This window comes from Pseudarthrobacter sp. NPDC058196 (assembly GCF_042882685.1).
In the GTDB taxonomy this organism is placed as follows: domain Bacteria; phylum Actinomycetota; class Actinomycetes; order Actinomycetales; family Micrococcaceae; genus Arthrobacter.
The window spans coordinates 112,612-128,123 of the sequence record NZ_JBHVVN010000010.1 but is presented as its reverse complement, the minus strand read 5'-3'; the positions used below and the strand labels follow the sequence as shown (position 1 = coordinate 128,123).

Here is a 15,512-nt window from a genome sequence, read left to right as displayed (position 1 = left end):
TTCACTCTAGCGATCCCCACCGACATTGACGCCGGGACGGGGTGCTTTTCTGCCCCAAATGTAATCCCCGGAGCACGTGGAAATGCCGCAGCCCGCACACGGAGGAACTTCCGGATGCGGGGCTGCGGCATGGGAACGCAAGCAAGGGGCCGTGGCTGGTCCGCCGGGGACGGCCTACCGTCCCTGCACGGTCTCCGAACCGTCTGCGGTCGACTGCACAGGGGCGGCGGCGCTGTGCTTGCCGTGGCCCGCCAGGTACAGCGCGGCCGCAGCCTGCAGCTTGCGCTCCTTCAGGAGCTTGCGCTGGACCCTGCTGAGCTCTGCGGCCGTGGCTGCCTGCTTGGCTGCAACCTCCCGCTGCGAGCGCAGCTGCTCCTGGACGTCGAGGACCAATCCGCCCAGTTCCACCTGCTGGCGGGCCAGGAGCTGTTGGGTGTCCTGCAGTTTCCGGAGCGTGTCAGCGGCGCTGGCCACGGCGTCCGCAGCCTTGTCGACGCTGTCGGCGGTCCGGAGGTCCAGCCCCTCGGAGCGGAAACTCCTGGCAAAGACTTCCTCGAAGTCCTCCGTGGCAACCCTGCCGGACGCCGCAGCCGCCGCGGCAGCACCGCCGTCGTACATCTTCGCGGGGGCAGCTCCTGAACCGGCATGCGCCGAACTCCGTGTCCCGGTTCCAAGGCCGCCCGGGACGGTCCCGTTCCCGGCATCAGCAACCACGGGCAGCTGGCCGGTCATGGCAGTCATTTCGGCTTCACCGGCGGCATTTGCCTGCAGGGTCGCTTCGGGGGTGATGTCAACGGTCTTGCGCAGCGGCACTTCCTTGATGAAGATCACGGCGATGAGGGCAACGGCGCTCACGATGGCCGAAATCATGAAGATCCCGGCGGTGGCGTCACCGTAGGCAGCGCGCATGATGTCGGCGATCGGGGCGGGCAGGTCCTTGAGGTCCATGCTGGCGCCACCGTCGCCGCTGGCCTGGACGCCCAGCTTTGACAGTCCGTCGGTGGCCAGGTCCTTGACGTGGTTGGCCATCACGGCGCCCAGGACGGACACACCGATCGCGCCACCCACGGAGCGGAAGAACGCAACGGAGGCGCTGGCGGAGCCGATGTCCTTGGCCTGGACGGTGTTCTGGACGGCGAGGACCAGGTTCTGCATCAGCATGCCCAGCCCGACGCCGAAGATGCCGGTGTAGAGGCCGGTCAGCCAGAGTTCGGTGGTGTGGTCCATGGTGCCGGCGAGGGCCAGGCCGCCGATCAGCAGGATGGTGCCGCCGATCAGGAACCTCTTCCACTTGCCGTACCGGCTGATGAGCTGGCCGGACACCACCGAGCCAACCAGGTTGCCGGCGATCATGGGCAGCGTGAGCAGGCCGGCCTCGGTGGGCGTGGCGCCGCGGGCCACCTGGTAGTACTGGCCCAGGAAGGTGGAGGAACCGAACATGGCCACGCCAACGGCCACGGACGCAACGATGGCCAGGGCGGTGGTGCGCTCGGAGATGATCTTGAGCGGGATGATCGGCTGGGACACCTTGGATTCAACCAGCACCAGCAGTGCGAGCAGCAGGACGCCGCCGCCCACCATCACGGCGGACTGCCAGGACCACCAGTCGTAGTAGTCGGCCTTGCCGGCGAAGGAAACCCAGATCAGGAGCAGGCTCACGCCGGAGGTCAGCAGGACGGCACCGAACCAGTCGATCTTGGCAGGACGCCGGACGTGCGGGATCTTCAGGGTGACCTGGAGCAGGATCAGGGCGACGACGGCGAGCGGCACACAGACGAAGAACGTCCAGCGCCAGCCAAGCGAGCTGTCAACGATGAATCCGCCCAGCAGCGGGCCACCGGCGGTGCCGACCGCCATGACGGCACCCATGTAGCCGGAGTACTTGCCGCGTTCGCGCGGCGGGATGATGGAGCCGATGATGGCCTGTGCCAGGGCGGTGAGGCCGCCCATGGCGATGCCTTGGATCACGCGGGCGGTGAGCAGGAACGGGATGTTCTCGGAGAAGCCGGCCATGACCGAGCCGGCAACGAAGATCACGATGCTCAGCTGGACCAGGACCTTCTTGTCGAAGAGGTCGGCGAGCTTGCCCCAGATGGGGGTGGTGGCAGCGTTGGCCAGCAGGGCGGCCGTGATGACCCAGGCGAAGTCGGTCTGGGTGCCCTTGAGCTCGGACATGATGGTGGGCAGCGCGTTGGCCACGATGGTGCTGCTGAGGATGGCGGTGAAGAAGGCGGCAAGGAGGCCGGTCAGGGCTTCCATGATCTGCCGGTGGTTCATGGGCGCGCCGGGTTCGTGGCGCTTTGATTGCCGCGATTCCTGTTTAGCGGAGCGCTGGCGCTGGCGCTCCTGCTCCTGGTCCGCGGCGGCGGTGACGTTGGCCATTTAGTTGACTCCTGCGTGTTCGTTGGTGGTTCCGGCCGCCCTTGCCCGGATGGAATTCTTCAGGGATGCCGTGAGCTTGCTCAGCATCGCTGCGGTTGCAACGGCGTCGTCCTCGTTCCAGTCGGCGAGGTAGCCCTGCAGGGTTTCTGCCCGGTGGCGCACCAGCTCCGCGAGCTTTTCCTTTCCCCTGGGTGAGAGGGCCAGCAGCTGGGCCCTCCCGTCGTCGGGGTCCGGAGTGCGAAGCACCAGGCCGGCGTCCGCCAGTTCCGCCACGTGCCGGCTGAGCACCGGAGCGCTGACCCCCAGCCGTTCGGCGAGGTGTGCGGCGCGGGTCTCCCCTTCGCCGATGAACTTGAGCACGCCTTGGAGTGCGATGCCCGTGTCCTGACCTTTGACGTTGACCATGGTGACGCAGCGCAGTGCGCGCTGGAGGTCATAGATATGGCTGACGAGGTCGGCTGCGGTGGCCGGTGCGACAGACATGATCCTCCCTAAAGAATTAGTTGCTGCAAGCAACTGTACCAGAAAAAGGTTGCTTAGGGAAACGAAGTTATTGCTGGGTGCCCGTTAAATGGCGACGCTCCCCCACGCAGCCGTTGCCGGCACGTGAGGGAGCGTTTGCGCAGAAGCCTGCGCGTTCAGTGGTCCAGATGGGTGGGCGCGAACATCTTCAGGAGTGTTTCAACCACGACGACGTTGGGGCCGTCCGCGGCGAACGCGGCCTTGAGTGCGTCCCCCACCTCCTCCGGGGCCACCCGGGTTGCCGGGACCCCGAACGCCTCGGCGAGTTTCACGAAATCGGGCCGGGCCAGCTCGGTGGCCGTGGCCTTGCCGAAGGCGCCCACCATGTATTCGCGCAGGATGCCGTAGCCGCCGTCGTCGACAATCAGCCAGGTGACCGGCACGTTGTGCTGTTTTGCCGTGGCAAGTTCGGAGATTGAGTACATTGCCGAGCCGTCGCCGGACACGGCCAGCACCCGGGCGGCATTGGCGCCCTTGCCGGTGGTTTCCAGGCCCACCGCACCGCCGATCGCCGCCGGGAAGCCGAAGCCGAGGCCACCGGCGCCCTGGGCCGAGTGGAACTGGCCCTGGCGGGCATCCCAGCAGGACCAGCCCCAGTAGGCGCTGATGGTCATGTCCCAGAACGTCTGCATGTCCGCCGGGACTGCCTCACGGATGTCCGTCATGAAGCGCAGTTCCTTGGCCAGGTCCTGCGCTTCGAGCCGGGCCTTCACCTTGGCGAGGGTGTCCTCGACCAGGTGCTCGGGCGAGGTCCCATGCCAGTCCGCCTGTTCGCCGCGCGGCTCCATCAGGGCGGCGTCAAGCGCCGCCAGTGCCTGGCCGGCGTCGGCACGGATGCCCAGGCCGGGCCGGTTGGACTCCAGGACCCGGGGTTCGGCGTCGATCTGGATGATCCTGCCGCGCGGCTCAAAGGTGAAGTAGTTCGACGTGACTTCGCCAAGCGAAGAGCCGATAACCACCAGCACGTCGGCGTCCTCGAGCAGCTCCGTCATGTACCGGTCCTCGATCCAGGACTGGAGCGAGAGCTTGTGGTTCCAGGGGAACGCGCCGTTGCCACCGGGCGTGCAGATGACCGGGGCGCGCAGCTTCTCCGCCAGGGACAACAGCGATTTCTCCGCCTTGCCGCGCCTGGTTCCGCCGCCGGCAATGATCGCCGGCCGCTTCGCCTCCGAAAGCCAGGTCACCGCCTCGCGGACCAGCTCAACGCGCGGCGGGTTGTCGGCGGCTTCGGCGAGCGCATCCTCCACCGGCGGCACCATGATGGGGTCCAGCAGGACGTTCTGCGGGATTTCGAGCCACACCGGGCCCTGCGGGGAGGAAATCGCCTCGGTCCAGGCGTCCTGGATGGCCGAGGGGATGCCGGAGGCGTGCTGGATCAGCCGCTGGCTCTTGGTGACGTTGGCGGCCGAGGCCTTCTGGTCATCGAGCTGGTGCAGCATGCCTTTGCGGCGGGCGCCGAGGCCTTCGAGCGGAATCTGGCTTGCCACCACCACCATCGGAACGCCGGTGGCGTAGGCCTCCTGCAGCCCGGCGAGGGAGGTCAGCGCGCCGGGGCCGGTGGAGAGGAAGAGGACGCCGACTTCGCCTGTGGCGCGGGAGTAGCCGTCGGCGGCGAAGGCCGAGTTGTTCTCCACGCGGGAGGAGACGAAGTGGAGGTTGCCGCGGCCCATCGCGTCAAAGAGTCCCAGCGCGTGCTGGCCCGGGATGCCGAACACCGTCTTGGCGCCCAGCGCCTCCAGCGTTTCGACGACGAGGTCCCCGCCGTTGCGGGCGCCTCCTCCGGGGGTGCCGGCAGGAGCGGGGAGTACAGGTTCGGTCATGGTGCTAGTCCTTGGCGGCGGCAGCGAAACCGGCGGGCCGGCGGGTCTCCCGGCCCAGCGCCTGTGCCTCGTAGCCGTTGGCCGCACCGAAGCGCTCCCCGGGAACGGCGTTGTCCGCCATCAGGGTCACCAGTTCGTAGGCGACATGGCTGGCCGCGACGCCGGTGATCTCGGCATGGTCGTAGGCCGGGGCCACCTCGACGACGTCGGCGCCCACCAGGTTCATGCCGCGGAAGCCGCGGATGATTTCCAGGAGTTCGCGGCTGGTGATGCCGCCGGCCTCAGGGGTTCCGGTTCCGGGCGCGTGGGCAGGATCCAGGACGTCAATGTCCACGGAGATGTAGAGCGGGCGGTTGCCAATCCGGTCACGGACCTTCGCCACGGTTTCCAGGACACCCTGGTAGTAGACGTCCGCTGACGTAACGATGCCGAACCCAAAGCGGTGGTCGTCGTCGAGGTCCTTCTTGCCGTAAAGCGGGCCGCGGGTGCCGATGTGGCTGATGGCTTCGGTGTCCAGGATGCCTTCCTCCACCGCGCGGCGGAAGGGCGTGCCGTGGGTGTACTCGGCGCCGAAGTAGGTGTCCCAGGTGTCCAGGTGCGCATCGAAGTGGAGCATGGCAATGGGCCCGCCGGCCCGCTCTGCGGCGGCACGGAGCAACGGCAGGGCGATGGTGTGGTCCCCGCCGAGGGTCAGCAGCTTGCTGCCGGCCGCGGTCAGGTCCAGTGCGTTCTGCTGGATGGTCTCGATCGCCTCGTTGATGTTGAACGGGTTGACCGCCATGTCACCGGCGTCGGCCACTTGGATGTTCTCGAAAGGGCTGACGTCCCAGGCCGGGTTGTAGGGGCGCAGCAGCCTGCTGGCCTCGCGAACGTGGTTGGCGCCGAACCGGGCGCCGGGCCGGTAGGAAACTCCGGAATCGAAGGGGACACCCACCACCGTGACGTCAGCCTTGGCCACCTGGTCCAGGCGGGGCAGCCGGGCGTAGGTGGCGGCACCGGCGTAGCGCGGTATCCGGGATGAATCGATGGGGCCAAGGTTGCCGTTGGCTTCGATGCGCAGCTCTTCCAATGGAGGCCTCTCCTTCGAGGAGTTGAGGGGACTGTGTGACTGCCATCATACACCGCGGTTTTCCAATGAGCATCAGATGTTTACTCTCGCCCCATCGCGGGCGGTGTGCCCGCGTCACGCACAGCACGCTTTGGGCAGCCGAAAGCGACAGGAAGCGCGTGTTGCCGGGGATACGCCTGCCGGAGGGCACCCAAAGGCTGCTCAGCGTGACGCCCCGCCGCGGAGGCTGGCGCAAGCGCGGGAAGTGAGTCAGCGGCTGGCGGCGGGCACCAGGACCCAGAGAACTTCGACAGGCTTGTCCGAGGGATTGACCCAGGTGTGCGGCTCGCGGCCCGGGAACGTGACCGTATCGCCTGTACTGAGGTCGTATTCCTCGTTGGTCAGGATCAGCTTGATGGAACCCTTAATCACATGCAGCACGTCCACGTCGCAGTCCACGGCATAGAGTTCGGACTCACCGCGGCCATGCGGCTCAATGACGGCCTGGATAATCTGGACCCGGCGTTCCGAACGGGCGGTCAGCAGCCGCTCCACGATACCCTGGCCGCCGAGCGAGATACGCGGGCCGTCATTGCGCTTGGTGAGGTGGGTTTCCGGCGCGGCGAAGAGGTCGCCAATCGAAATCGAGAGCACCTGGCAGAGGGTCACCAGCGAGGCTACGGACGGTGAGGTCAGGTCCCGCTCCACCCGGCTGAGGAAACCCTTGGTCAGCCCGGTGGCGTCCGCCACCTGCTCGATGGTGAGCCGCTGGGACTGCCGGGCGGCCCGGATCCTGGAACCGATGGCAACCGGGACGTTGCTCGGCTCAACTGGCAGTGCCTTCATCTACGAACCTTTCATGGCCGGCAGCCCGGCTCCGCTCTCGAGCCATCCTAATCCGCGGCGCTTTTGTGACGCGTGCATGCCACACGCTTGCCGCGCGGCGCGATTGTTCGTGACTGTTTCGGCCGGGAGAGATGTCCCGCCGTTCATTGCCGGCTGGTTCGGCGAGGAGGTTTCAGCGCACGACGACGGCGCCTCCTTTCGCTTCCAGGCGAAGGGAGGCGCCGGCGTCGTTGGTCCTACTCCCCTTCGCCGCGGAGCTCGTCGTCATCCAGCGGGACCTCGCGGTCCTCGGCGTCGATGACGACCGGCGGGGACTGGACCGCAGGCTCTTCCTGGTCCAGGAATTCATGCTCGGCGTCCCAGCCGGCGTCGTCCACCGGTGCATCCTCGGCGTAATCGTAGGCGGGGTCCGCTTCCACGGCGTCCAGGTGCGGCATGTCCGGGTGCTGTCCGGTGGTGCTCATGATCCAACCTCCGTGTCTAGGCCTGGCGTGCTCTTTCGGGACGGGCGCAGGCTGCGCCACACCTTCATCACAGCACCGGCCGGGCGGAGGGTCAAGGGCCGCGGCGGCACCAGTGGAGGCCGCGGAAGTGAGGAAATGCGGCGTGTGGTTTTACGGTCAACCGAAATTCCCCAGCGAGGTTTGCCAGCCAAAAAACCGCGGAAATTCGCAGTACGCTGGCAGGGCAAAGGCGCCGCAACCATGCCCTTTCCAAGCCCAGGAGTACCAGTGTCGCAGCACGCCCAGTCCGAATCCCATGCCGTCCCGGAGGCCGCCCCGACCACGCAAAGCCAGCCCTCACCGTCGAACATCAAGAGGTGGCGCCAGTACCTTGCCGACGAGCGCGCGGAAGCCGCCGTCTACCGCGACCTGGCACAGAACCGCCAAGGGGAAGAGCGGGCTATCCTGCTGGCCCTGGCCGATGCTGAAGGGCGGCACGAGGCGCACTGGCTGGCCCTGCTGGGCGAGCACGCTGGCAAGCCAAAACGGGCATCCGCCCGCAGCCGGTTCCTGGGCTTCCTGGCCCGGCACTTCGGCTCCGTCTTTGTCTTGGCCCTGGCCCAGCGCGCAGAGGGCCGCTCCCCTTACTCCAAGGACCCTAATGCCACCGAAGCCATGGCGGCTGACGAACAGATCCACGAGGAGGTGGTCCGGGGACTGGCAACCCGCGGCCGCAACCGCTTGGCCGGCACGTTCCGCGCCGCAGTCTTCGGTGCCAACGACGGCCTGGTCAGCAACCTCTCACTGGTGATGGGCATGGCCGCCTCCGGAGTGGCCAGCAGCGTGGTGCTGCTCAGCGGCATCGCCGGGCTCCTGGCCGGCGCCATGTCCATGGGTGCCGGCGAGTTCATCTCGGTCCGTTCCCAGCGGGAGCTGCTGGCAGCCACGCGCCCCACCCAGGTCACCCTGGCGGTCGCGCCCAAGCTGGACCTCGAACACAACGAACTCCTGCTGGTGTACCTGGCCCGCGGGATGTCCCGGGAGGCTGCCGAACACCGGGTTGCCGAGCGCACCGGCCTGCTGTCCTGCGACTGCGACCCGAGCCTGTCGCTGCAGCCGGAGCTGCCCGAGGAAGAGGACCAGCATGAGGCAGTGGGTACCGCATGGGGTGCCGCGCTCTCCAGCTTCTGTTTCTTCGCCTCCGGCGCCATCATCCCCATCCTGCCGTTCCTGTTCGGCCTGACCGGGGTTGCCGCCCTTGTGGTGGCGGGGTCCCTGGTGGGCATCTCCCTCCTGGCCACCGGCGCCGCTGTCGGCTTGCTGTCCGGAACGTCCCCGCTGACCCGCGGCCTGCGCCAGCTGGCCATCGGCCTGGGTGCCGCCGTCATCACGTACCTGCTGGGCCTGCTGTTCGGCACCGCGGTGGGCTAGCCACCACCTGCTCAACCACTGGAGGTCCTGTGGCGCCGTTCAGCGGCGCCGGAGGACCTCCACTGCTTCGTCCACTGTGTCCACCAGGAAGATATAGTCCGCCATGGTGCGCCCTGCGGCAAGACTGGCCAGCATGGGCCATGCCGGAAACTCCTGTTCCCAGTGCCGGCGCCCCACCAGCACCATGGGAGCCACCTTTTCCCGGGCACCGTAGTAGTTTTCGCAGGCGTCCTGGAAGATCTCCTGGACCGTGCCCGCGGCTCCCGGCAGGAACACGATGCCGCCGTGGCACAGTTGCAGGAGGATGGCCTCTCGGATGGCGTTGGCGAAGTATTTCGCGATGTGCGTGGCGAAGTAGTTGGGCGGCTCATGCCCATAGAACCAGGTGGGGATCCCCAGGGACGGCGTCCCGTCCGGATGGCGGTCGACGACGGCGGCGGCCGCGCGTGCCCACGCCGAGACCGAGGGCCGGAACCCGGGGACGGCGGCGAGCGCCGCAAGCTCCCGCTGCACGTCGCCGTCGGACGCCTCGCTCAAGTACGCGCCCAGGTTCGCCGCTTCCATGGCGCCGGGTCCGCCGCCGGTGGCCACCACATGGCCGTCGCGGGCAAGCAGCCTGCCCAGCCGCGCCGCCTGGGCGAACTCCCTACTGCCGCGGGGCGCCGCATGGCCGCCCATGACGCCTACGATGGACCGCCGGTTCCAGGGCGCTGTGCCGGTGAGTTCGTCGAGCGCATCGCCGATGGCGTGATCGTGCAGGGCGGAGGCCAGGGTCGCGTCCACGCGATGGCGCTGGCCGGGCTGGATGCTCCAGTGGTAGATGCGGGCATCGGGTAGTTCCTCGTAGGGGGACGAGGCCAGCCCGGCATAGAGTTCGGCCGGGGAATACAGGGCGGCGCGGTAGGGATCGAACGGGACGCCTTCGAGCCGGGGAAAGATCAGCGCGCCACGGCTGCGGAGGTTGGCCTCCATGCCGTCGTCGAAGAGGCAGCCAAGGAACATGGCCCCTTCCACGTCCACCCTCTTCAGGGCCGCAGCCCGCCCCCGGAGATCCAGCGACTGGGCGTGCCAGCCATGCAGGTTGACGGCGCCTCCGGCAACCAACCGGTCGAAGCTGGCCAGGTCCTGGACTTCGAGGGTGCGGGGCCGGGGGCCAAGGCTTCCGGCGAAATTCACGGTTGCTTCCCTCCGGTCCTGGTCATGGAGCCAGCCTAGGGCACCGCCCACGAAAAACAGGGCCGGGTCCTGCCCTCCGGTCTTTACCGGAAGGCAGGGCCCGGCCCCGTGGAGGGACCTTAGGCCGAGGCCTTCACCGGCACCTGGCCGTCACGGAAGTGCGCCTCCAGATCCTCGAGTGAATGGCCCTTGGTTTCCGGTACGAACTTGATGACGAAGGCCAGGGACGCAAGGTTGACCAGGACGAACAGGCCGAAGGTGCCCGTGGAGCCCAAGGCGTTGACCACGATGGGGAAGAGGAATGAAATGGCGGCGTTCACGGTCCACAGTGCAAAGACTGCGATTCCCATGGCAAAGCCGCGGATGGCCAGCGGGAACATTTCCGAGAGCAGGAGCCAGACGCAGGTGCCGATGAAGCACTGGACGAAGGCAACGAACAGCATCATGGCCGCCAGGATGGTGTAACTGGCCAGGTCCGACTGGGGCAGGAGGAACACGATTGCCAGGAGGGCCTGGGAACCCACGACGCCGGAGAAACCGATGACCAGCATCTTGCGGCGTCCGACGAAGCCGAGCAGCCAAATGCCCAAGATGGTCATCAGCACGGAAGTCACGCCGACGCCGATGGTGGCCACGAGCGCGGCGCTGACGCCGAGCCCGCTCTTCTCCAGGATGGTGGGGGCGTAGTAGTTGACCGTGTTGATGCCGGTGGCCTGCTGGACGGTGGCCAGGCCAACGCCAATCCACAGCAGGCGGCGCATCCAGGGGTTGTTTTTCAGGTCCCGCAACGCGTGGCCCCGCTCCTCTCTTGCGGTGCGGGCCGCTTGGGCGATTTCCTCATATTCGGCGGCCGCTTCCTGCGGGCTGCGGCTGAGGTCCAGGACGCGGCGGCAGTCCTCGAGGCGGCCGCGGATGGCGTACCAGCGGGGCGACTCGGGGAGCATCAGCATGCCGGCCAGCAGTGCGAGGGCGGGGATCGAGGCGATGCCCAGCATGGTGCGCCAGACCTCGTTGTCGTGGATCAGGGCGTCAAGGAGTGCGTTGATGGCAAAGGCGAGCATCTGGCCGGTCACGATCATCAGCTCATTGATGGTCACCATGCGGCCGCGCAGATGGGCCGGCGCCATTTCCGCCAGGTACAGCGGGCAGGTCACGGCAGCAGCGCCGACCCCCAGCCCCAGCACGATGCGTGCACCGATCATGAAGGACACGGTCGGCGCCAGGGCGCAACCCAGGGCACCGAGCAGGAACAGGAGGGCGCAGACGAGCAAGGAGCCCCGCCGTCCCAGCCTGTCCGCCATGCGGCCACCGGTCAGGGCGCCGACGGCGGCACCCGGGAACAGCAGTGCGCTCACCACGGTCGCTTCCTCGACGGCGGTCATGTTGAGGGAGTCGTTCATGTACAACAACGCGCCGGAGATGACGCCGGTGTCGTAACCGAAGAGCAGGCCGCCCAGGGTGGAGATGACGGTGAGCCGGGCCAGGTATCCGCGGCGCCGGGTGCCCATTGCGCCCGTTGGATGTTTTTGCAACAGCATTGTTGCCTCTCAGATTCTTTCGGGGACCGGAAACCCGGTCAGGAATGTGATGCGTGCCACTGCTATTAGAGCGCTCTAATTCTTCCACGTCAATAGAAAGTCTTAATGTCAGCACATGAAGGATTTCCCGGGATTGTCCGCCCTGCCGGAACCTGGCCCCTTGACCCCGGGAACGCGCCTGCTACGATCGAGGAAGTAAGTATGTCCTATCAAGCGAACATATTGCGGCTATGGCCCGCCGGCACGACTGGCCGGACCGGACAGCCGCGCAGACACCAACGACGAGGGAACGCACCGTGGCGAACAACCTGGGACTGAGCATCGACCGGTCCTCCCCCGTACCCCTGTACCACCAGGTGGTCCAGGGCATCGAAGCCGCGATCTACAGCGGGGTCCTGGAACCCGGCAGCAGGCTGGACAACGAGATCGACCTCGCCGCCCAGCTCAACCTCTCCCGGCCCACCATGCGCAAGGCGATGGACGAGCTGGTGCGTTCGGGCCTCCTGGTGCGCAAGCGCGGCGTGGGAACCCAGGTGGTCTCCAGCCAGGTGCGCCGTCCGCTGGAGCTCTCGAGCCTTTACGACGACCTCACCAACAACGGGAAGAAGCCCACTACCGAGGTGCTCAGCTTTTCGCACGTGGAGGCGGACGACGCCACCCTCGCCACGCTGCAGCTTCCGGCCGGCTCCAAGGTCTACCACTTCACCCGGCTTCGGAAGGTGGGCGGCAAGCCGCTGGCCCTGATGGAGAACTGGGTGCGCGACGATATTGCCGACATGGACGAGGCCATGCTGAGGGCCGAGGGCCTCTACTCGATCCTGCGCCGCGGCGGCGTGAACTTCCGGCTGGCCAACCAGCGCATCGGCGCCGTGAACGCCAACGACTACCAGGCGTCCATGCTTGACACCGCCGCGGGGTCTGCACTGGTGACCATGGAACGCACGGCCGTGGACGATACCGGCCGCCGCGTCGAGACCGGCCACCACGTCTACCGGGCCGATTCCTACAGCTTTGAAATGACCCTCGTACAGCGCTAGCGCAAAGGAACACCTCCATGACCAACTGGGTCTATCCCCTGGGCACAGCCACGGACGGCATCTGGGACATTTCGATTGGCACCTTCGATTCCGCCCTCTCCGTCGAGGGCTGGGCACACACCGGACTGAAGGTCGCCACCTTGCCGGCGGGCGCCGCCGTCGACCTTCCCGCAGCAGGCGAAGAACGGATCGTGGTGCCCCTCAGCGGGTCGTTCACCGTGACCGTGGACGGCACGGAATATCCGCTGACCGGGCGCCCATCCGTTTTCTCCGGCCCCACCGACGTGCTCTATTCCGGCGCCGGACGCACCGTCGGCATCACGTCGGCCGACGGCGGCCGGGTGGCCGTTGCCACCGCCCCGGCACAGGCCTCCTACCCCACCCGGCTGGTGCCCGCCGCCGAAACCCCGGTGGAACTGCGCGGGGCGGGCAACTGCTCGCGCCAGGTCCATAATTTCGGCACGCCGGCAGCGCTTGAGGCCGACCGGTTCATCGTCTGCGAGGTCCTCACCCCGGCCGGCAACTGGTCCTCCTACCCTCCGCACAAACATGACGAGGAGAAGGACGGCGAGACCTCCCTGGAGGAGATCTACTACTTTGAAACGCAGGTGGCGGCCGGCAGTGCCGCACCGGCCGAGGCCGACGCCATTGGCTACCAGCGCGTCTATGCCTCGGACGAACGGCCCATCGACGTCTCGGCAGAAGTCCGCACCGGCGACGTTGTCCTGGTGCCCTACGGCTGGCACGGCCCGGCCATGGCTGCCCCCGGGTACGACCTCTACTACCTGAACGTGATGGCGGGCCCGGGACCGGTGCGCGAATGGCTGATCAGCGACGACCCGCACCACGGCTGGGTGAGGCAGACCTGGGAGAGCCAGAACATCGATCCCCGGCTGCCCTTCGGAGCCTGAAGTCCCCTGGCCGCGGATCGGCAAGCGCGGCCCGCGGACTGGCATAGTGGAGTTTTGTGAAAGAAACCCTCCAGTCTGCGCGGTCGGTGACCATGGAAGACGTGGCACGCGACGCCGGGGTGAGCCGCGCCCTGGTCTCCCTGGTGATGCGCGATTCGCCCAAGGTGTCCCCCGCCCGGCGGGCAGCCGTACTGGAAAGCGCCGCCGCCCTGGGCTACTCTCCCAACAGGCTGGCCAGCCGCCTTGCCAGCCACCGGACGAACACCCTGGGCGTCCTGTTCCTGGACCTGCACAACTCCGTGTTCGCGGACATGTATGACGGCATCACCGAAGGCCTTGAGGGAAGCGGCAACCAGGTGATGGTTGCCGTCGGCTCCGCCGATCCGGGAACGGAGCTGGAGGCCGTCCGGTCCTTCGCGGACCTGCGGGTGGACGGTGTCCTGCTGGCCGGCTACACCGGCACATCAGCAGAACTGGAAGCGGCCTTGCGCGGGACGCCCGCCGTCGTCATCACCCGGGAGTTGGAGGTCGACGGCGTGGATTCCGTTTTGACCGACGACTTCCGTTCCGGAGCACTCGCCGTGGAGCACCTGTACGCACTGGGGCACCGGCGCATAGCGCACGTGGACATCTCCGACTGGCTCCCGTACACGGCCCGCCGGGAAGGCTACCTGCACGCCATGAAGGAGTTTGGCCTGGCGCCGCAGCTGGTCCACAGCGACATGACCGAACGCGGCGGGCGGGCCGTCATGGAGCAGTTCCTGGACTCCGGCTCCCCGCTCCCCACCGCGGTCTTCGCGCATAACGACCTTACGGCGATCGGCATCATGGAGGCCCTGGCCGCCCGCGGCCTGTCCGTCCCCGGCGATGTGGCAATTGTTGGCTGCGACAACATCGAGGTTGCGGCCTCTCCCCTGATCGGACTGACATCCATCGACCAGCACGCCGGAGAGCTGGGCAGGCTTGCAGCCGGGGCCATGCTGGAACGGTTAAGGGGCTCGGCCGCTCCCGGCACCGTCCTCAAGCTGGAGCCCGCCCTGATGGTGCGCCGCTCCTCCGACCCCGCCGCTTAGCGGACAGCCACCTCTTCCGCCGCCTGCGCCTCATCGCCCGGCCGCTGTTCGCCCCGCTTGGCAGCCGCGGCGGCGAACGCCATAACCACCACTCCCGCAAGGGTGATGATCGCCCCGGCCCAAATGGGCGACGTGTAGCCGAATCCAGCGGTAATGGTGACCCCGCCCAGCCACGCGCCCAGGGCATTGCCCACGTTGAACGCACCAATATTCGCCCCGGAGGCAAGCGTGGGAGCTCCGGGGGCGTACTTCATGACCCGCATCTGCAGTCCTGGAACGGTGGCGAAGCCGAAGCCGCCCATCAGGACCAGGGAAATGACGGTGAGCACAGGGCTGGCTGCGGTGGCGGCGAACGCCACCAGGACCACGGACAGGATGGCGAGCACCACCAGCAGCGTCCGGTCGACGTTGCGGTCCGCAGCTTTTCCGCCCAGCGTGTTGCCGGCGAAGAGTCCCACGCCGAAGACAATGAGCAGCCATGGCACGGTGGAGGCCGCGAAGCCGGACACCTCGGTCAGTGTGTAGGCGATGTAGGTGAAGGCGCCGAACATGCCGCCAAAGCCGAGGATGGTCACCACGATGGAGAGCCATACCTGCCCGGAGCGGAAGGCACGCAGTTCGGAGCGGAGGCTGCCCCCCTTGTCGGCTTCACCGGCCTGCCGGGGCACCAGGGCAAGGATGCCGGCGAGCGCGGCCACGCCGATGACCGTGATGGCCCAGAACGTGGCCCGCCATCCGGCGGCCTGGCCCAGCAGCGTGCCGAACGGGACGCCCAGGACATTGGCGGCAGTGAGTCCGGTGAACATCAGCGCAATGGCACCGGCCTTTTTGCTGGGTGGAACCATGCCCGCAGCCACCACGGCGCCGATTCCGAAGAATGCACCATGCGACAGGGCGGCGATGATCCGGCCCAGCATCATGGGCCAATAGCCGCCCGCGGTGGCGGAAAGCAGGTTTCCTGCGATGAACAGCACGAGCAGTGCAGCCAGCACCGGCTTGCGTTCGAACCTCGTCACCGCTGCCGTGAGGCCGAGCGCGCCCACCACGACGGCGAGCGCGTAGCCAGAGATGAACCATCCGGCGGAGGCCTCGCTGACGCCGAAATCCGCGGCCACCTGCGGAAGCAGTCCGGCGATGACAAATTCGGTAAGTCCTATTCCGAAGCCGCCGAGGGCGAGGGCTATCAGGCCAACAGGCATGGGAATGCTCCTTCGAGCTGTAGGGGCTGGTTGTCCCGTGGAAGGGAAGGCGCCTAAGATAGTTGCAGACGCGGTATTTATTGTTG

The 15,512-nt window shown here is 67.3% G+C and carries 13 protein-coding genes; 4 read left to right on the top strand and 9 right to left on the bottom strand.

The features are described 5' to 3' along the window. Positions 1-174: 174 nt before the first annotated feature. From ACFVVC_RS15585 to ACFVVC_RS15560, 6 genes are all read right to left on the bottom strand, one after another. Complete coding sequence (locus tag ACFVVC_RS15585; protein ID WP_387455062.1) at positions 175-2,382, bottom strand: MDR family MFS transporter; 2,208 nt, start codon at positions 2,380-2,382, stop codon at positions 175-177. Continuing rightward, positions 2,383-2,865, bottom strand: a complete 483-nt coding sequence (locus ACFVVC_RS15580; protein WP_387455060.1) for a MarR family winged helix-turn-helix transcriptional regulator — start codon at positions 2,863-2,865, stop codon at positions 2,383-2,385. It lies immediately after the preceding gene. A 155-nt stretch (positions 2,866-3,020) separates the two neighbouring features. After that, complete coding sequence (locus tag ACFVVC_RS15575; RefSeq protein ID WP_387455058.1) at positions 3,021-4,724, bottom strand: thiamine pyrophosphate-binding protein; 1,704 nt, start codon at positions 4,722-4,724, stop codon at positions 3,021-3,023. A gap of 4 nt (positions 4,725-4,728) precedes the next feature. Beyond that, complete coding sequence (speB, locus tag ACFVVC_RS15570) at positions 4,729-5,793, bottom strand: agmatinase (protein WP_387455055.1); 1,065 nt, start codon at positions 5,791-5,793, stop codon at positions 4,729-4,731. A 249-nt stretch (positions 5,794-6,042) separates the two neighbouring features. Then, a complete protein-coding gene (locus ACFVVC_RS15565; RefSeq protein ID WP_387455052.1) occupies positions 6,043-6,618 on the bottom strand; it encodes a helix-turn-helix domain-containing protein in 576 nt (191 codons plus the stop codon). Positions 6,619-6,854: 236 nt separating this feature from the next. After that, positions 6,855-7,082, bottom strand: coding sequence for a hypothetical protein (locus ACFVVC_RS15560; protein WP_387455049.1), 228 nt, complete (start codon positions 7,080-7,082; stop codon positions 6,855-6,857). Positions 7,083-7,349: 267 nt separating this feature from the next. On the opposite strand from ACFVVC_RS15560, the gene ACFVVC_RS15555 reads away from it, so the two are divergent. Further along, positions 7,350-8,492, top strand: a complete 1,143-nt coding sequence (locus ACFVVC_RS15555) for a VIT1/CCC1 transporter family protein (protein WP_387455046.1) — start codon at positions 7,350-7,352, stop codon at positions 8,490-8,492. 39 nt (positions 8,493-8,531) lie between these two features. Here ACFVVC_RS15555 and ACFVVC_RS15550 read toward each other — a convergent pair whose 3' ends face one another. Both ACFVVC_RS15550 and ACFVVC_RS15545 read right to left on the bottom strand, forming a co-directional pair. After that, positions 8,532-9,668 carry an LOG family protein gene (locus tag ACFVVC_RS15550; RefSeq protein WP_387455043.1) on the bottom strand — a complete coding sequence of 379 codons (1,137 nt, stop codon included), beginning with the start codon at positions 9,666-9,668 and terminating at the stop codon, positions 8,532-8,534. 119 nt (positions 9,669-9,787) lie between these two features. Further along, positions 9,788-11,206 carry a sugar porter family MFS transporter gene (locus ACFVVC_RS15545; RefSeq protein ID WP_387455041.1) on the bottom strand — a complete coding sequence of 473 codons (1,419 nt, stop codon included), beginning with the start codon at positions 11,204-11,206 and terminating at the stop codon, positions 9,788-9,790. Between the two features lie 296 nt (positions 11,207-11,502). On the opposite strand from ACFVVC_RS15545, the gene ACFVVC_RS15540 reads away from it, so the two are divergent. From ACFVVC_RS15540 to ACFVVC_RS15530, 3 genes are read left to right on the top strand one after another with little or no spacing between them, the layout of a single operon-like run. Continuing rightward, positions 11,503-12,243: a GntR family transcriptional regulator gene (locus ACFVVC_RS15540; protein WP_387455314.1), complete on the top strand. Its 741-nt coding sequence runs from the start codon at positions 11,503-11,505 to the stop codon at positions 12,241-12,243. Between the two features lie 17 nt (positions 12,244-12,260). Next, on the top strand, positions 12,261-13,154 hold the full coding sequence (gene iolB / locus ACFVVC_RS15535) for a 5-deoxy-glucuronate isomerase (RefSeq protein ID WP_387455038.1): 894 nt from the start codon (positions 12,261-12,263) through the stop codon (positions 13,152-13,154). A gap of 56 nt (positions 13,155-13,210) precedes the next feature. Then, a complete protein-coding gene (locus ACFVVC_RS15530) occupies positions 13,211-14,227 on the top strand; it encodes a LacI family DNA-binding transcriptional regulator (protein ID WP_387455036.1) in 1,017 nt (338 codons plus the stop codon). On the opposite strand, the gene ACFVVC_RS15525 is transcribed toward ACFVVC_RS15530, so the two are convergent. After that, a complete protein-coding gene (locus ACFVVC_RS15525; protein WP_387455033.1) occupies positions 14,224-15,426 on the bottom strand; it encodes an MFS transporter in 1,203 nt (400 codons plus the stop codon). The genes ACFVVC_RS15530 and ACFVVC_RS15525 overlap by 4 nt on opposite strands. Positions 15,427-15,512: the final 86 nt, after the last annotated feature.